15 protein-coding genes are annotated in these 16,557 nt (G+C 54.4%); 5 read left to right on the forward strand and 10 right to left on the reverse strand.

Annotated elements, in window-relative coordinates:
- Window positions 1–103 precede the first annotated feature (103 nt).
- Window positions 104–1,531 (forward strand): dihydropyrimidinase, encoded by a 1,428-nt coding sequence (hydA, locus tag Q1Q75_RS17725; RefSeq protein ID WP_300673361.1) that lies wholly within the window; start codon window positions 104–106, stop codon window positions 1,529–1,531.
- Between the two features lie 893 nt (window positions 1,532–2,424).
- Entirely contained in the window at window positions 2,425–2,952 is a 528-nt protein-coding gene (locus Q1Q75_RS17730) for an ankyrin repeat domain-containing protein (RefSeq protein ID WP_300673364.1), read from the forward strand.
- Window positions 2,953–2,959: 7 nt separating this feature from the next.
- On the opposite strand, the gene Q1Q75_RS17735 is transcribed toward Q1Q75_RS17730, so the two are convergent.
- A complete protein-coding gene (locus tag Q1Q75_RS17735) occupies window positions 2,960–4,366 on the reverse strand; it encodes a hypothetical protein (RefSeq protein ID WP_300673366.1) in 1,407 nt (468 codons plus the stop codon).
- A gap of 524 nt (window positions 4,367–4,890) precedes the next feature.
- Here Q1Q75_RS17735 and Q1Q75_RS17740 point away from each other — a divergent pair.
- Window positions 4,891–5,376 carry an ecotin family protein gene (locus Q1Q75_RS17740; RefSeq protein WP_300673368.1) on the forward strand — a complete coding sequence of 162 codons (486 nt, stop codon included), beginning with the start codon at window positions 4,891–4,893 and terminating at the stop codon, window positions 5,374–5,376.
- A gap of 118 nt (window positions 5,377–5,494) precedes the next feature.
- On the opposite strand, the gene Q1Q75_RS17745 is transcribed toward Q1Q75_RS17740, so the two are convergent.
- Window positions 5,495–7,039 carry a hypothetical protein gene (locus Q1Q75_RS17745; protein ID WP_300673371.1) on the reverse strand — a complete coding sequence of 515 codons (1,545 nt, stop codon included), beginning with the start codon at window positions 7,037–7,039 and terminating at the stop codon, window positions 5,495–5,497.
- A 112-nt stretch (window positions 7,040–7,151) separates the two neighbouring features.
- The gene (locus Q1Q75_RS17750) at window positions 7,152–7,769 is read right to left on the reverse strand and encodes a LysE family translocator (protein ID WP_300673373.1); all 618 of its coding nucleotides are present in this window, start codon (window positions 7,767–7,769) and stop codon (window positions 7,152–7,154) included.
- Window positions 7,770–8,144: 375 nt separating this feature from the next.
- Here Q1Q75_RS17750 and Q1Q75_RS17755 point away from each other — a divergent pair, with 375 nt between their 5' ends.
- Window positions 8,145–9,410 (forward strand): NYN domain-containing protein, encoded by a 1,266-nt coding sequence (locus Q1Q75_RS17755; RefSeq protein ID WP_300673374.1) that lies wholly within the window; start codon window positions 8,145–8,147, stop codon window positions 9,408–9,410.
- 283 nt (window positions 9,411–9,693) lie between these two features.
- On the opposite strand, the gene Q1Q75_RS17760 is transcribed toward Q1Q75_RS17755, so the two are convergent.
- The 7 genes from Q1Q75_RS17760 to Q1Q75_RS17790 form a co-directional block, all read right to left on the reverse strand.
- Entirely contained in the window at window positions 9,694–10,296 is a 603-nt protein-coding gene (locus Q1Q75_RS17760; protein ID WP_300673377.1) for a lysine exporter LysO family protein, read from the reverse strand.
- Complete coding sequence (locus Q1Q75_RS17765; RefSeq protein ID WP_300673379.1) at window positions 10,286–10,600, reverse strand: LysO family transporter; 315 nt, start codon at window positions 10,598–10,600, stop codon at window positions 10,286–10,288. Before Q1Q75_RS17765 ends, Q1Q75_RS17760 begins: the two co-directional genes overlap by 11 nt.
- 526 nt (window positions 10,601–11,126) lie before the next feature.
- On the reverse strand, window positions 11,127–11,840 hold the full coding sequence (locus tag Q1Q75_RS17770) for a cytochrome c biogenesis protein CcdA (protein WP_300673381.1): 714 nt from the start codon (window positions 11,838–11,840) through the stop codon (window positions 11,127–11,129).
- A gap of 348 nt (window positions 11,841–12,188) precedes the next feature.
- Entirely contained in the window at window positions 12,189–12,575 is a 387-nt protein-coding gene (locus Q1Q75_RS17775; RefSeq protein WP_300673383.1) for a thioredoxin family protein, read from the reverse strand.
- A 69-nt stretch (window positions 12,576–12,644) separates the two neighbouring features.
- Window positions 12,645–12,878 (reverse strand): thioredoxin family protein, encoded by a 234-nt coding sequence (locus Q1Q75_RS17780; RefSeq protein WP_300673386.1) that lies wholly within the window; start codon window positions 12,876–12,878, stop codon window positions 12,645–12,647.
- 172 nt (window positions 12,879–13,050) lie between these two features.
- Window positions 13,051–14,217, reverse strand: a complete 1,167-nt coding sequence (locus Q1Q75_RS17785; protein ID WP_300673388.1) for a permease — start codon at window positions 14,215–14,217, stop codon at window positions 13,051–13,053.
- Between the two features lie 281 nt (window positions 14,218–14,498).
- On the reverse strand, window positions 14,499–14,843 hold the full coding sequence (locus Q1Q75_RS17790; RefSeq protein WP_300673390.1) for a metalloregulator ArsR/SmtB family transcription factor: 345 nt from the start codon (window positions 14,841–14,843) through the stop codon (window positions 14,499–14,501).
- A 288-nt stretch (window positions 14,844–15,131) separates the two neighbouring features.
- Here Q1Q75_RS17790 and Q1Q75_RS17795 point away from each other — a divergent pair, with 288 nt between their 5' ends.
- The gene (locus tag Q1Q75_RS17795) at window positions 15,132–16,166 is read left to right on the forward strand and encodes an aminotransferase class V-fold PLP-dependent enzyme (RefSeq protein ID WP_300673392.1); all 1,035 of its coding nucleotides are present in this window, start codon (window positions 15,132–15,134) and stop codon (window positions 16,164–16,166) included.
- The last annotated feature ends 391 nt before the right edge of the window (window positions 16,167–16,557 follow it).

Raw genomic sequence — 16,557 nt, forward strand, 5'->3', positions numbered from 1 at the left:
GAGTGATGACTCCCCGTGCGCATTCGCAAACCCGCTTTCAAGGTGGCGCCACCTTGCCGCCGGAGGCATGTTTTTATTTTTTTTATCAACGAGGAAGAGCATCATGTTTGATCTTTTGATTCGCAATGGGCGTGTGGTCTCTACGGAGGCCACGGTTCGCACGGATGTGGCCATCAAGGACGGAAAAATTGTGGCGTTGGGGTTGTTTGACGACACGGTGACGGCAACCCGTGTTATTGACGCCGACGGCAAGTATCTTCTCCCCGGGATCGTGGATGCTCATATGCATGTTGAGGCCCCTTTTCAGGGCTGTTTCGGGGCCAATGATTTCTTTTCGCAGAGTGTCTCGGCCGTGTTTGGCGGCGTGACCACCATCATGGATTTTACCAACACCTTCCCGGGAGATTCGGTGAAGGTTCAGCTGGAGAAACGCATTGAGGAGATGAGCAAATCGGCGGTGGACTTTGGGGTTCACTGCAAATTTGTGGAGGCACCTGAGGCGATCCTCAAGGAGATCCCCGAGATTATCAAGATGGGGTGCCCTTCCTTCAAGATGTTCATGACGTACCGCAAAGAAGGCGTGATGTCCGATGATGAGACCCTGCTGAAAATTTTCAAGCTGGCCAAGGAGCACGGGGGGCTGCCTTTGATTCACGCCGAGTCCAATGCCATCGCCGAGAGCAATATTGAGGCGTCACGCGCGGCCGGCACTCTGGGCTGGACCGATTTTGCCAAGGCCAAGCCTGTCCTTTGCGAGACCGAAGCGGTGAGCCGTGCCGTGCTCTTCAGTAAATATTGCGGCAATGCCCTGCTGCTGGTCCATACCACCAATGAGCCATCACTGGATATCGCCCGGACCGCACAGGCCGAAGGACACCCCATCTATGTGGAAACCTGTCCCCATTATCTCACTCTTTTTAAGGACCTTTATGAAGATGAGGCGCGAGGTCATCTGACCATCTGCTCTCCTCCCCTGCGGACGCAGGTGGAGGCTGATGCCTTGTGGAAGGGGCTCGCCGACGGCTCCATCTGCGTGACCGGCTCGGATGACTGCACCTACTCTGTGGAAGAGAAGGAGATGTTCCTCGAAAAGGATGCCGATGGGACCATCATTCCCGATTTTACCAAGGTGGTGAACGGTCTCTCCGGCCTGGAAGTCCGTCTGCCGATTTTACTCTCCGAAGGCGTGGCCAAGGGCCGTCTCAGCCTGAATCGGCTGGTGGCGCTTACCAGCACCAACGTGGCCAAGCTCTCGGGGTGCTACCCGCAAAAGGGCATCCTCGCGCCGGGAAGTGATGCGGATATCACCCTGGTGGATCTGGATCGGGAGTGGACGCTCTCTGCCGAGACGCTTCACAACAACATCGATTACTGCCTGCATGACGGCCTGAAGATTAAGGGCGGTGTAGAGATGACCATCGCCTGTGGCAAGGTGGTGATGGAGGAGGGTCAATTTAAAGGGAAACGCGGAGAAGGCCGGTTCCTTCATCGGCGTATCGACGAAGAGATCCTCTCCGGATACGCTTTGTAGGCTCGCAACGGAACGTCCCTTCCTGGGACGATGGAAAAAGGCCTTCGGCAGGCAGGGGATACATCTCCTGCACCCCAGGTTTGCGAATGTGATCAGCCCTTGTACCTCGGTCTGATCACATTTGCTTTTTGAGATGTATTAAGGCTTGTTTGTTGACCTTTTCAAGCGTTTAGCCCGGATATTTCATGAGAAAACAATCAAGACTAAGGACTCATCCGTAATGGCAGTTCTTCGCAGTCATATTTTCAGTCGTTTCAAAAATGCAAAATGTAATCCACGGTATTCTGTCTGATTTTCTCACCCAACCCGTGAAATATCCGGGTTAGCCCCCGGCAGGAACGCCGGAGGCACAAGCTGAATCCTTCCATTTATTTTTTACAGGAGCCCTGACTTTATTACAGGCCGGATTTAAACTAAGGAAACGGCCTGCTTTAAATGGATTCTGCGCGCCCTGCGTATTTACACCCTCTTGTCCCCCATGGTCTTGCCATGAATCTCTCCCGTACCGCACCGCAGGCCTCCCCGATGTTTTGTCTTCAGTCCCCTCCCCGATGCATGGAAACCAAAGGTTGACAATGGCTGCGTCGGGATGCGTTGGGGTGAGAGCGTCCTGCCTTTTATCGTTGTTTTTTAATAGAAACATGATTATCCTTCGGAACCCGAAGTCTATGCATTCCTATATTTTCGAATGGTGAATAAAGGCATCAGCCCTTTTTTTGTTTGAGCTATCGTTGTGGTTGATTTCAGAGGGAAGAGGTCGGGTTTGGAGAGAGGGATAGAAAAAGGAAAGAGGGACAGGTCACGCCATTTTACGTTCACAGGTGAGACGTTGTCTGAATGCCAGGCTCCACCGGCTGGATTATATGAAGTTGCTGGTGTCCCAGGGCTCCAGCATGAAGATTTGTGATGTGCATGAAAACTCCATTGCCTTTACGACCCTCGATTCAGACGAGCGGAATGATGAATCAAATACGAAGGCCAGTGCCACACTGGATATATTGAAATATATCGTGGAACAAGGCGGCGAGGTTGTCAAAGGCAACGATCGAGGGGTGACCCCCCTGATGGCCGCCATGAGCACAGAGGTTGTCGAGTTTTTACTCGACAACGGGGCCGAGATCAATGCCAGGACGGATCATGGGGGGACGGCGTTGCACAGGGCTGCGAACAACCGCAAGCTGGCGGTCGCGGAAGCCTTGGTAAACGCCGGGGCAGATTTGAATTTTACAGAGGATTATCATGGTTATTCAGCACTGCATATGGCCGTTGATTTTAACAATATAGAGAGGGTCACTTTGTTGGTGAACCATGGCATTAACAGGGATTTAAAGGACCATAACGGGGAAACAGCCCTTGACCTGGCAAAATCAAAAAGTAAGGTGAACCCAACGATCGTCAGCCTCATAGAAAAAGGAAAATGAACCGGATCTATTTCGTCATGGTGGTGACCGTCAGGCTTGCTTCGGCATGTAGGGCTGTCTTCTTTTTTTTGAGCATCAGGCCGCGGGTGGTCACCACCGCCTCGGCGGGGCGGGTTTTTTCCTTTAGAGGGGTTCCCACCTTGTAGAGCTCGGTGGTGGGGTCACGGAAGGTGTAGGGCACCCTGTCTTCGAGATCTTCTGTGGCGGCAAAGACCTGAAGGGTCTCCACGCCATAGGGCGGGACGGCCTCAAATTCGCCCAGTTCCACCCATTTACCTGCTTCGTCAGGCCCCACATAGGAGACAAACCGTCGGTTGCCCGGGGAGTTGCTCAACTCAACCAGGTATGTGTAGGCATCGTCCTTGAAGGTGTGGCTCATGAGATAGAAGTAGCCCGGCTGGTTCATCTTGATGAGGAGGGTGATGGTGTCTCCGCCTTTGTAGAGAAGATCGGAGCGTCCGTTGGCTGTCTTGATATCGATGGAGAAGTCGTTTGAGATGACCATGCCCGAGGCGATGAGTTTCTCAAAATCAAGGGTCGCCGGCTTGATCTGGTATCCCTTGTAAGCGGAGGGCAGAAACAGGCTCATGGAGGTCTGCAGGGTGTTTTGCTGCTGGTCTATCAATCGGTAGGTGAGCTCGATGGCGTTGTCCAGGAGGGTGTATTCTCCGGTCATGATGTAGGCGGCGGAGGACAGGCTGGGACTGGTATTGACGTAAATGGAGAGATGGTCTTTAACGGCGCTGGCGAATTGGGTGATCTCACGTGAGGCGCCGGCCGTGGGCGGGAAGATGTAGATTCCTTTTTTGGAGATGCCACGGGCCATGAGTTTGAGCCCGGCATCCAGGGTGTCTGCCTTTTTTTCCAGCTGTCGGATGCGTGCCTTTACTTCGGCGTCGGTGACATCCAGAGGGGGCTGGGGGGGCATGCCGAGGAGGCGGGCCACAAGACTGAGGCGCTCGAACCGATCGATTTGGGTGAGGGCCTCTTGAAGCAGGGCTGTTTTTTCCGTGTTGGTCGGGGCCTTGTCTGTTTTGGACAGGGTTTGATTCATCGCTTGATGAACTGTGGACCGTTCTTTTTCGTACAGGGGACGTGTGGTGTCGGAGAGGCGGGCGATGGCCTTGAAGTCGGCCCCGGCTGGATCAACGGAGAGCTCTACCCCAAGAAGGGGAAGGCGTGATGAGACATCAAGGTGTTTGGTTTTCAGGGTGTCCGCGGTCGTTCCCGTCTGGGTGGTCACAGAGCTGAATTCACTGACCACCTCCACATGGAGGTTCTGGGAGAGGTCGGCTAAGGCCTCTTTTTTGGCTTCCTCCCGGGAAGGGCCGAACCCCTGCCCGGAAAACGTCTGGGCATGTAGAGACGTGGCGCAGAGCAGGAGAAGCGATAAGAGCAGTGTGCATTTTTTCATGGCGATGGGGTTCCCCTCGTTGGTCGCGAGCTGTTTTAGCCCGGATATTTCATGAGAAAGCTATTGTGCCAAGTCAATATGATGTTATTACAGCCGTTTGTATGGAAAATTTAGATACTTCAAAAATACAAAATGTAATTCACCATTTTATGCTCGCCATTCTCACCCTTCGGGCGAGCCGAGTGCACCCATCTTCTGCGTTATCAGAGCTTTGAGGTAAACCACTACATCTGCAGCTCTGATGCCTTGAATATGGATGCACTCAACTCGTGAAATATCCGGGTTAGGCAGCCCGTTCATTCGAATGCATTTATTAGATGACAATGACTTATATCAATCCGGTGATATAAATCAATGTTTGGCCCTCGGTGCGGATGGGCCCCCACGCACAAGGGACGGTTCTATCAACAGGACACGCCACGCCCGGGAGTCACGCTTTTGCTCGATTCCTTTCGAAATTTTCAGTACACTGGGTGGCTGAACAGGTTGCCCATGAATGTTACATAAGAGGAGTTGAAATACAGATGAAAAAAACAATCATGATGTTGCTGGTGATGGGCTTTCTCACCATCGGGGGGTCGGTCTCCTGCGCGACCCACGAAGAGCTTAAGGCCTTTCCTGCGCCAATAGAAGGGATGACGCGTTTTGTGATCATCCTGCCGGAAAAGGAGCGTGGGGAGGACGAGGATTTTCTGGTTGAACTGATCGCAGGTAAGATGCTGATGACCGACGGGGTCAATCAGGTCCGTCTTGGCAGCGTGATTGAGCCGCAGCCTTTGCCGGGGTGGGGCTATACGTATTATGAGGTGACCGGACCTTCGGAGATGATGAGCACGATGATGGCGCCACCCGAGGGTGCCCCTCAGGTCGAAGCCTTTGTGACGGGCCGGCCCCTTAAGGTTCGTTACAACAGCCGGCTTCCGGTCGTGGTGTATGCACCGGAAGAGTATGAAGTCCGGTATCGAATCTGGGAAGCCTCGGCCAGCGTTGAATCGGCCACAAGGCGGTAACCGGACGTTCCGGGTTCGCCTCCCTCTTGGGTGATTTCGTTTTCATCCGACCCGGCAGCTCCCTGTCTCAGGGAGCTGCTCTGCGCTGACAGGGGCCGTGACGATTTCTCCTGAGGGCTTATGAGTTCAGGGCGGTGGCGGCCTGGTCGGCGGCCTTTTCCTCGCTCTCTTCGGCCTGTTTCAGCGCCGCCTTTTTCCCTTCCAGGGTTTGCTTCAGCTCACTTACGGTGTCTTTCAGGGCAGCGATCTCGTCAAGCCCTCGGTTTTTGTCGGACTGCAGGCCGGTGATTTTCTCTTCACATTCCCTGTTGGCCTCTTCCAGAGTTTGAATCTCTGTTTTTAAGGCCTCCGCCTGGGTCAGTTTTTTCTCTGTGTCTCCCAGTTTCATTTCAAGTTCAGTGAGGGTGCGTTTGAGTTGGGTGATCTCCTCAAGGGCCATCGTCTTTTCTCCAGAGATCTTCTCTCCGGCTTCCTGCTTGGCCGTCAGGTTTTGATTCAGGGTCTCGATCTGGGTTTTCAGCTCGGTGTTCGCCTGGGTCAGCTCCACTTTGGCCTGGTCATCCTGAACCTTGCCTGCCGTGAGGACGGCCAGGGAGTCTTCGAGTCCTGTGATCTGCTGCTTCAGGGTCTCGGCACTCTTTTTCTCTGCGTCAAGGGCTGAGCCGAGGGTCTCTTTTGTTTCCTCAAGGCCGGGGACCTTTGCCGCGGTTGCCGAAAGTGTTTCGGCGGATTGAATCAACCCTTCCAGTTGGGTCTGGAGGGTGTGGTAGGGCATGTCCGGTTGCCCCAGGGAGTTTCCCACCTTGCGGATCTGTTTTTCAATGGAGAGGGCAAAGCGTTCGACGGTGCTGGTTTCAAGGGCATTGATCATTTTGACTTCCCGGGTGATCATCAGGGCATGGGTTGCCGCCTTCAGGGTCTCTTTTTTAATGCTTTTTATGCCGTCTTTGTCTCTCGGGTAGGTCCGGATAAAGGTTTCAGCCTGGGTCAGTTTCAGGGTGGCCGTTTCAAAGGTGGCGGGGGCATACCGCTTTGCCTCCTGGGCTTGGGCCTGGGCCAGAATTTTTCGGGCTTCATCCAAAGTGATTTTGTCCAGGGTCTTGATGAGAAGTGCTGCGGTCTGTTGGGTGAATTGAGTCTGCAGGCCCGTGGCCTCTTCGGGTTTCTTCTCTTCGATGAGGGTGATCATCTGTTTCAGGCTGGCCAGGGAGGCTTCATACTCCAGCGGGAAGAGGGCGGGCGTGTCCAGGTCATCCAGGCGTTTTTTTTCTGCCAGAGAGATGCCCAGGAGTTCAACCACTTGAGTTTTGGTCTCAAAACCCGCATCAATGGTTTGTTTGGCTTTGATGGCAACAAGAAGAACCTTCTCCGGCTTTTCCCCTTTTTTTACGAGCAGGGCGTTGGCCTTTTTCACAAGCTCGGTTGCGGCCTGAAGGGTGTGTGGGGCATAAAAATCAAGCTGGGCTTCGGTGGCTTTTTCCAGCCTTTTTTCCGCCTGACTGATCATCTCTCCGGGGGTAGTATTTTCACGCATGGCTTCATCGAACAGGGTTCGTTCACGAGGGGTCATGGAGGAAAGACCGGAACCGGCGCATCCGACAAACAGGGTGAGTATAAAAAGGATGGCCAGGCGGCCAAGTGTTGAGGCATGCAATTTTTTCATGATCGATGAATTCTCCATGTTTGATATCCGGTTGAGTCCCAGAGAGTAAGAAAAGCACAAAAGGGCATCATTTTAGCGATGAGGTGCATCTCCTTGTCATGGCCGGCGTGTTTTATTCCGAGGCAATATCCGCAGCGAGTTTGAGGCCCGCGGTAATCATGAGTCCCCCTTCGGTGCTTTGAATGGCTTTCAGGGCGTTTTTTTGTGTCATGGCGCTACGCGCGCGAGAGGCCAGAAGGGCATAGCCGCAGAGAACCGTGGTGACCACCGTGGCGACGGTGAGGGCCGTCAGGGCGACTCCGGTGGGGGTCAGGGCCTTCAGATCCATAAAGGCGGGGAGGAATCCGCAGTAGAAGAGGATCACTTTGGGGTTGGCCAGGGTAATGAAGAGGCCGCTTAAATATGTTTTACCCGTGGAGGATGGGGGGGTGTCTTCGGGTCGGCAGGGGGCGGCGAAGAGGAGCCGGACCCCTAAGTACACCAGGTACGCTCCTGCGCCTATTTTAATGAAGATAAAGAAGGCCCCCATGGCTTCGGCCACCAATGAGAGACCGAAGATAGCAAAGAGGAGGTAGCAGATGTCGCCGGTTACCAGGCCAAAAATAAGGCTGAGGGTGGCGCGAAACCCAGACGACAGGGCCGTGGCGATGGTGGCGAACACACCGGGGCCGGGCGTGAGGGCCAGGATGACCATGGCGGAGGCCAGTGCGGTAAAAGAGAGAAGGTCCATGATGTCTCCTGTTGTCGGGGGCTGTCTTTGCGTGCAGTGCGCATTTGAACACTCTTGTCAGTAAAATACAAGTGTTGAGTCAGGGTGTGCCTACGGAGGAATCTTCTAAAATCATGCCTTTTTTTAGAGGATGTGGTACCTGTTCTTATTCGTCTGGTAACTGGCTTGTCCGACATAAGGGTCGGTTTTACCTGTTTTTTGTCTTCGCAGGGATGATCTTGCATAGACTTTATCTGTGTGGGCTGACTAAAAATATCCAATAAGTAATGCATCTTATGCCGATGGCTCCTTTGTCCTGTACCACGTAAGGATGGGCAAGGAGCCATCGATCGAGATTTTTTATGACCGCCCATGATTTGGAATGACATTATTATTATGAAACTTAAAAATACGGCACTGCTTATCGATTTTGAAAACCTGATTTGCGGGTTGAGCGGGAATTGCAACGCAGAGAGTGATGAGGCGCTTTTTGACCCCTCTCTTCTTTTGAAGCTCTGCGAAGATCAGGGGAAACTGACCACGGCGCTTGCCTATGCGGACTGGCGTCATCGGGACTACAATCAGCACCAGTTCAAGCTGTATCAGCATGGGATCGAGTTGGTTCATGTGCTGGGGAAAGGGCAGAAAAATGCCGTGGATCTGAGGCTGGCGGTCGATGCCATGGAGATGATTTACGAACGCCCCCAGATTGACCGGTATGTGATTGTCAGCGGGGATCGCGATTTCATTCATCTGCTGAAGAAACTGAAGCTTCACAACAAAGAGATTGTGGGTGTTTCTCCTGAAAATTGTGCCTCTGAAGATTTGGCTGAGTTGTGTGATCGTTTTGTGAACTACGAGAGCCTGCAGGGTATTTTTGATAGTGAGTTGAGGAAACCAAACTCGGGCAATTTAGAATCATTAAATGTTTTTAAAGCGCAGCTTCGAGATCTTCTGGAGCGGCATGTCGGCGAACAGGGAATCCTCGGGGCCCAGTTGAAATCACTGATTCGCAGGCATATCTCCACCTCCTTTGATGAGTCTCAGTACGGGTATCGAAAATTTATCGATTTGATTCTGGCCTTAAATGACATCGCCACCGTCCAGAGAACGGATTCTGTCGGCGATTTTTATATTACGGCGGCCCGGTTTGAAAACAAGGCGCCTCGCATCGAAGACACCGATGATATTATTTCAAAGCTGCGGGCAAAATTGAGTGTGTTGAACATTGACTGGGATCGTTCCTCACGGGATGGAATGCTCGCGTTTATCCACGACAATATGGTCCGCACACCAACCTTCTCGGTCAACTCCATTATCGAAGAGCTTGAGGGGATGACCTTTGATGACGGGCGCGTCGTCAACTCCCGGAAACTCGACGGATACATTAAGGTCTGCAACCATTCGAGCATGCTCCAGATTCAGCATCTCGGGAACGGAACCTTTCGAGATCGGGAGATCGCCTTGAAATCGGAGTACCATGATATTGACGCCTTTATCAGTCGCTTCGAATACAGTTTGATCTACAAAGTCAAAGAGATGCTTCCGAATTCATCGGCTGATGCACTGGAGATTTGTAAAAAGCTCCTGGAGCTGCAGCCTGAAGACGATGACAAGTACCTTGAAAATATCCTGAACAGGCTGCCCCAGAAATTTGTGTAAGGCAGGAAACTTGCTTTCAAGGTGTTTTTGGCTAAGTGGCTTCAACATCCTTGCCGCCGGAGTTATTCCGGTTAATGTCAACCCATGAGTTAATACGGAAGCACCGGTAACTTGTGCGCTTGCGACACATGAGGTACCCCTTCACCCTCTTCACGCGAATGCGGACGCGGGGTGCCGCAAGTACCGATAGCCGAGGAGCATTCGCAAACCCGCTTTCAAGGTGGCGTCACCTTGCCGCCGGAGGCATTTTTTTGGCCCCTTTAACCATAGAAGGCCGTTTTTTTTATGAAAGAATCACGGTCACGAGGATGGGCACGGCGATGGTGAGAACGATCCCGCTGAAGATGGCGAGGATGGCGAACTCTTTTCCTGAGCTGCGGATGATGATGGGCAGGGTGGTGTCCATGGCCGTGGCGCCAGCTGCGGCGATGGGGGCCGTTCGTCCGAACCAGGCCGCAAGCAGGGGGGCGGCCAGCAGGGTAACTATTTCCCGCAGGATGTTGGAGAGGAGGGAGATGGTACCTAAAACTTCTCCGCGCATCTCGGTGATGTAGATGGACGAGAGGCTGTAGTAACCCAGCCCTGAGCCGATGGCCAGGGCGTCCCGGATGGAGATGTCGGCCAGAAACAGAGAGGCGACGGCTGCCCCGGTCAGGGAGCCGAAGGTGATGGCCACCGGGATGAGAAAGATGCGAATGTTGCTTTTTTTCAGGACAGAAAAGGAGGCGGCGGCGTCACCCCCGATGCCGATGCCCACAAAGAAGATGAGGGCGTAAAGAACCCAGAGGGTCAGGTCCGATTCAGTGACAACGGCCGGAAGATCCGCAAAGAGCCCTGCGAGAACGCCGGCGATAAAGCAGCAGAGAATGGTGAGGCTACCCTTCATCGGTGGCCTCCCGCTCGAAGGTTTTTTCCTGAAATGATGTCGCCGGGAAGAGTCCCCAGGCAAACCGACAGCAGAGAATACTGCCCGCCACCGCCCCGAAGGTTAAAACCACCGCTTTCACCCCGATCATATGAATATTCCCCACCACCGTTTCATTTAATCCCACCGAGATCCCGAGGACAAAGAGCAGAAGAAAGATGACGGCCATGACCACACGGTCGAGGGCGGCAAAGAGGGCCTTTTTTTGGCGCAACAGGTAGCCGATCATCATGCCCGCGGCCATGATGACGAGAATTTCAATCATGTGTCACTCCAGAAAGACAGTTAAAAAGCGCCGGAAAAAAAGGCTCCAGCCGCAAGGTGTGGCCGTGAGCGCGGGGTTTCGCATGCAGGATAGGCCTCGGCGCGTTTTATCTCTTCACCACACCAGCGGATATAAAAGAACCCGTGGTGCTTGTCAATAGAGCGAAAAGGATGGGGGCGGGAGGGTAACGTCTGTGGAGGAGAGGACTGCGTTGGGTTGGGGGGCGGTTTCAAGGTGGGAGCCTCTTGCAGCCGGAAGTTTGTAACTATTCATCTTACGCCTCCGGCGGTCCTGCCGGGGGCTAAACTTTTGCCTGATTTTATTAAGACGGGTTTAACAAACAGGTCTTAAAAAATTCTTCTTGAATGAATTTTGTTTTAAATGCGGATGTGATTTGACCCGAGGAATCCGTCTTCGCCTGCGGCTACGCCGTGACATTGGGGCAAAGCGCATCCGCAACCTGCTTTCAAGGTGGCACACCTTGCCGCCGGAGGCTTTTTTTTGAGCTGAATAGTGACGGAAGTTTTTACCCCAAGCCTGAAAGAAAGGGCCGGACGATAAAGTAGATTCCGAGGCATCCCACCACCACGCCGGCCCCTTTTTTAAACCAGGCGCTGCCGCCCTGAAGGGTTCGGTTCATGAGAATGCGGCGGACCAGGGCGGTGCTGGATCCGGCCACGGCAATGGGGACGCAGTGCCCGAGGCCAAAGGCGGTGATGAGCAGAAGGCCGGTGGCCATCTTTTCCTGAAGGGTGATGACGGCCAGGATGGGCGCAATGAAGCCGAAGGTGCAGGAGCCGGAGAGGATGCCATAGGCAAGGCCGAGGACAAAGGCCCCGGAGAGGCCCCGCACCCGGATCTTTGAGAGGGCACCGCCGGAGAGAGAGCAGGCTTCGACCCCGAGCATATCCAGGGCGACCCAGATGAGGATGCCTCCGATCAGAAGGGTCCAGTAAGGGCTTACCTCGCCCATCATGCGTCCCAGAAGGGTGCAGATGACGCCCAAAAGGGCAATGGTGAGAAACAGGCCGAGGGTGAAGGCCACGGCGTACCGGGCAGCGCTCCGGGCTTTGAGCGCTTCCTCCTGCCCGGCCACGTACCCGACGATCAAGGGGATGGAGGCCATGTGGCAGGGGGAGAGCAGCACGCTCACCATGCCCCAGAGAAAACTGCCGATCAAGGCCAGGGCCAGGGTGTCCCCCATCCAGGCGTTGACAGTGGTCAGAAAGGTGTAGAGCATCGCGGGTCTCCTGTGGTTGCGTGAATCAGGTGAACAGAGGTGAAAAAAAGGTAACTATTTGGCTTCATCCTGTCTCTGGCAGGTCTCTTTTTGGAAAAAATTTCGCAAAAACGTTTCAGCCCGTAGGGTGCGGCACCCGCACCGTTCACCGTCACGCAAACCGCCGGCCCCGTCTCAACACGTATCACAAAATGCAGCGTTGCAGGTTTATCGGACGTTAAGCGGTGCGCACGGCGCACCCTACTTTTCACATCGATACGGTTTCCTTCGTCATCGACCCTTCCGTACCGGTGTGCGGCGATTGGGTGGCTTAAGCTGATTCGTTATGATTTATTTTTGCTCCGGCCTTTATTTCGTCCCCGGTTTTTTGACTCCAAGATCTTTAAGGATTGCGACGATCCCCTTCTTGTCGATGAATCCCACATGGCGCTTCACCTCTTTTCCGGTTTTGTCATAGAAAATCTGGGTGGGGATGGCGCGGATGCCGTATTTTTGCGCCTGGCTTCGGTTTTCTTTGATGTCGATGAAGAGGATGGAGGCCTTCCCCTGGTACTCTTTCTGCAGGTCGGTGATGATGGGAGCCATCATCTTGCAGGGGATGCAGGTGTGGGCGCCCAGGTCCAGCATGGTGACCATGTTCTTCGTCGGCACCTCAGGGAGGATGGCTGAGCCTCCAAAGGCCGGGGCCGTTGTCAGGCAGAGCAGGGTTGTGAGGCAGAAAATGAGTCGTTTCAAGGATGTCTCCAATTGGCTCAAAGGTGTGTGGGTGTCAGCGGTGTGGCATGGGCCACGCGCGGATCGGCATCAGGCGGTAATCCAGGTGATCACATCTTCTTTTTTGGGGATCTTGCCCACGCTTTTGACCTCTTCGTTTACCACAACAGCAGGCGTTCCGAACACACCGTAAGAGCCGATGGCCAGAAGATCGGTGATTTTTTCTACGGTGGCGGTAACGCCTGCTTCAGCCACGGCTTCTTTGACAATGGCTTCTGTTTTGCTGCACTTGCTGCATCCGGGTCCGAGGACTTTGATGATCATGGGGGTTCTCCTTTGTTTCATGACGGTTTGTAGACATGAACGTTGGGTTCATGCAAAAAAATAGATACATAAATCTTATCAAAATGCCGCTGTGATTTCACCCGAGAAACGAGGGTTAAATCACAGCGGCAACGCGCTTTCGAGGTGGCTCACCTCGCCGCGGAGGCTGTTTTTAAATCGCCCCGTAGATCATCCCTGCGATGGTGGACATGACCACCACGATGGAGACGAAGACGGCCGTTTTCTTGACTCCCATGACCCCGCTGATGACGATCATGTTGGGCAGCGAGAGAGCTGGGCCTGCCAGGAGCAGGGCCAGGGCCGGGCCCTTGCCCATGCCGGACCCCATGAGTCCCTGAAGAATGGGGATCTCGGTGAGGGTGGCAAAGTACATGAGGGCGCCGGAGAGCGAGGCAAACAGGTTGGCGGAGAGAGAGTTGCCGCCCACGAGGTTTGCGATCCACGCTTCGGGGATAAGGGCCGGGTGGCCGGGGCGTCCCAGGAGGAAGCCTGCCGCCAGGACCCCGATGGCCAGCATGGGGAAAATCTGCTTCATAAAGCCCCAGGAAGAGTCCACCCATTCGGTGCGTTCATCGCTGTCAAACCAGCGTTTCAGCATCCAGGCCAGGACGAGGAGGAGGCCCCCTGTCACATACCACTTGGTCTTGAAGATGGTCTGCCAGATGATGCCTTCATCGGCGCCGGGCTTGGCAAAGGCGGCGAAGATGAGGATCAGGACCATGACCCCCATAAACGTGCCGTCTTGAAGGAGGGTGCGCCCCTGGCCGTCTTCATCGGGGAGGTGCATGGGACCCTTGGCACGGGCCACGTCATCCTTTCGGAAGATGAAGGCCATGAGAAGGCCGATGATCAGGGCAAAACAGATGGCGCCGATGGCTCGGGCCAGGCCCATCTTCCATCCGAGGATGCGTCCGGTGAGGATGATGGCCAGAACGTTGATGGCGGGGCCGGAGTAGAGAAAGGCCGTGGCCGGACCGATGCCCGCGCCCCGGGAGTAGATACCGGCAAAGAGGGGCAGAACCGTGCAGGAGCAGACCGCCAGAATAGCTCCAGAGACGGAGGCCACGGAGTAAGCGAGGACCTTTTTCGCCTGGGCGCCGAAGTATTTCAGGACCGAGGCCTGGGAGATGAAGACGCTGATGGCTCCGGCGATGAAGAAGGCGGGCACCAGGCAGGTGAGCACGTGCAGGCGGGCGTACTCCTGCAGCATCAAAAAGGCCTCCATGCCTGCCTGACGAATGGTGGGAGAGGTCCAAGGCATAAAGTAGATGGCAAGGTAAAGTCCGACAATCCAGGCTAATTTCGTACGTTCTTTCATAACAGCGTTCCATGATGGGGGCGGTGTGACGATCCGGCAGCCGGTTTTAAGGTGCCGGACAGTGCGCGACCGTCGGGGTTAGTGTTCCTATATATTGCCATGTGTCGATATATTTGAGCCCAGCGTAACGTAACGCGTGCCCTGTACGGTCAACCTTCCAGGGCATGGGCTCCTTGTTCGTCGTTCCATGATGTTGCTGCGTTGATCTTTTTGAATGCCGGAGCGAATCGACTCCGAAACCAAGCACCAAGCACCACGAACGAAGAACCTTTTTTTCCGGATCAGCCTCGGGTGATGAACTCTCTGTCGATGCCCGGGAGCCTGTCCAGCATCTCCCGGATGTCCTCATCGGCTTCGAGCCATTCGTTGACTTGTGCCAGCATTTCCCGGGCATAGGTGTTGTCCGGTCGTCCATTGAGCTGAAAGTTGACCCAGAGGCCATCTTTTTCATAGCTCACCAGCCCGGCCTCTTCCAGGACCTTGAGGTGCTTGCTCACCGTGGACTGGGCCAGGCCCAGGGCTTCTTTCAGTTCGCAAACGCAAAGAGACCGATGTTGCAGGGCCTTGACAATCTTCACCCGGCTGGGGTCGGACAGGGCCTTCATCACTTTGATAAACGGTTTCATCGGAAACTCCCTGATTTTTACGCTTCATTAAATCGTTATATGGCAATATATGGTTTGGACCACCGGGTGTCAACCTCAAAAGTGATGCCCCCTGTTTTGTGGCTGTGCCTTATATAACACAGGATGAGGTATTTAGGGCGGAAGGAACCGGCGTTCCGGCCAGGCCGTGTTTAATTTACTGATGACCTTTGACAACCCGTGGATTTCGGCTTATTTTCTTCACTTAAATTGAATGAGACATACCGGTGGAAGACAGCCGGGCAGAAAGAAATCATGGAGGATGTTCGGATGGATACAGGGATGATCAGTTTGGCCAGTGACAACTATGCGGGGGCACATCCCGAGATCGTGGCGGCGGCGGGGGCTGCGGCAGCAGGCACTGCCGGAGCATACGGTGCGGACCCCTGGACGGCCCTGGCCGAGGCGCGGTTCAGGAAAATTTTCGGGGAGGAGAGCTCCGTTTTTTTTGTGATGACCGGCACCGCTGCCAATGTCCTTGCCATCGACGCCGTGACCCGGCCCTTTGAGTCGGTGCTGATCTCCGATTGTGCTCACATGCATATGGACGAGTGCGGCGCGCCAGAGCGGTTCACCGGCAGCAAGTTTATTGTGGTGCCTTCTGAAAAGGGAAAACTCACCGTGGACGGACTTCGGCCCTGGGTGGAACGGGAGGCCGACTATCACCGATCCCGCCCCAAAGTGGTTTCCCTTACCCAGACCACCGAGTACGGAACCGTCTACACGGTCTCTGAGATCAAGGCCATCACCGATTACGCTCATGAGAACGGGCTTCTCGTTCACATGGACGGCTCCCGTATCTCAAACGCCGCCGAAGCCCTGGGACTGGATTTCGCCGCCTTTACAAAGGAGGCCGGGGTAGATTTTCTCTCTTTTGGAGGCACCAAAAACGGGATGATGTTCGGCGAGGCCGTGGTCTTTTTCTCCCACGAGGTTGACGACGCCTTTCAATACACCCGCAAGCAGGGCATGCAGCTCGTCTCCAAGATGCGCTTCGTGGGTGCCCAGTTCGAGGCGTTTTTAAAAGACGGCCTCTGGAAGCGAAACGCCGCCCACGCCAATGCCATGGCCCAAAAGATGGCTGAAGCCCTGACCCGGGTTCCCGGCGTCACCCTCACCCAGCCCGTGGAGGCCAACGCCGTCTTCGCCATTCTTCCTGTGGCGATGATCGAAAAGCTCCATAAAAAGTTTCACTTCTACGTCTGGGACAACCAGACAGGCGAAGTGCGCCTCATGGCCTCTTTTGCCACCACCGCCGAAGAGATTCAAACCTTTGCTGAAGAGATTCAAGGTATGACTGTTTAAGGCTTCAGGCAAAAAAGCCTCCGGCGGCAAGGTGGCGCCACCTTGAAAGCGGGTTTGCGAATGCGCTGCGGGTGTCGGGACTCCGGGCACCTCGCGTCCGCATTCGCGTGAAGGTCGAGGGGTTGCGCATGTCGCGGCGAAGCTGGCTTTTCCAAGCGAAGCTGAACGCGTAGACTGATCGTGCGTCGCAAGCGCATGCGATCTCGAGGATATTGTTGTTGTTCAAGTTCCTGTTTATCATAGGTATAGTGTTTTTTTCTTGACACCGTTATTCATCCGGGCTTTTTTAGCCTTTAGCCTTTAGCCTTTAGCCTTTAGCCTTTAGCCTTTAGCCTTTAGCCTTTAGCCTTTAGCCTTTAGCCTTTAGCCTTTAGCCTTTAGCCTTTAGCCT

The sequence above is a fragment of the Desulfoluna sp. genome, from assembly GCF_030145185.1.
GTDB lineage: Bacteria > Desulfobacterota > Desulfobacteria > Desulfobacterales > Desulfolunaceae > Desulfoluna.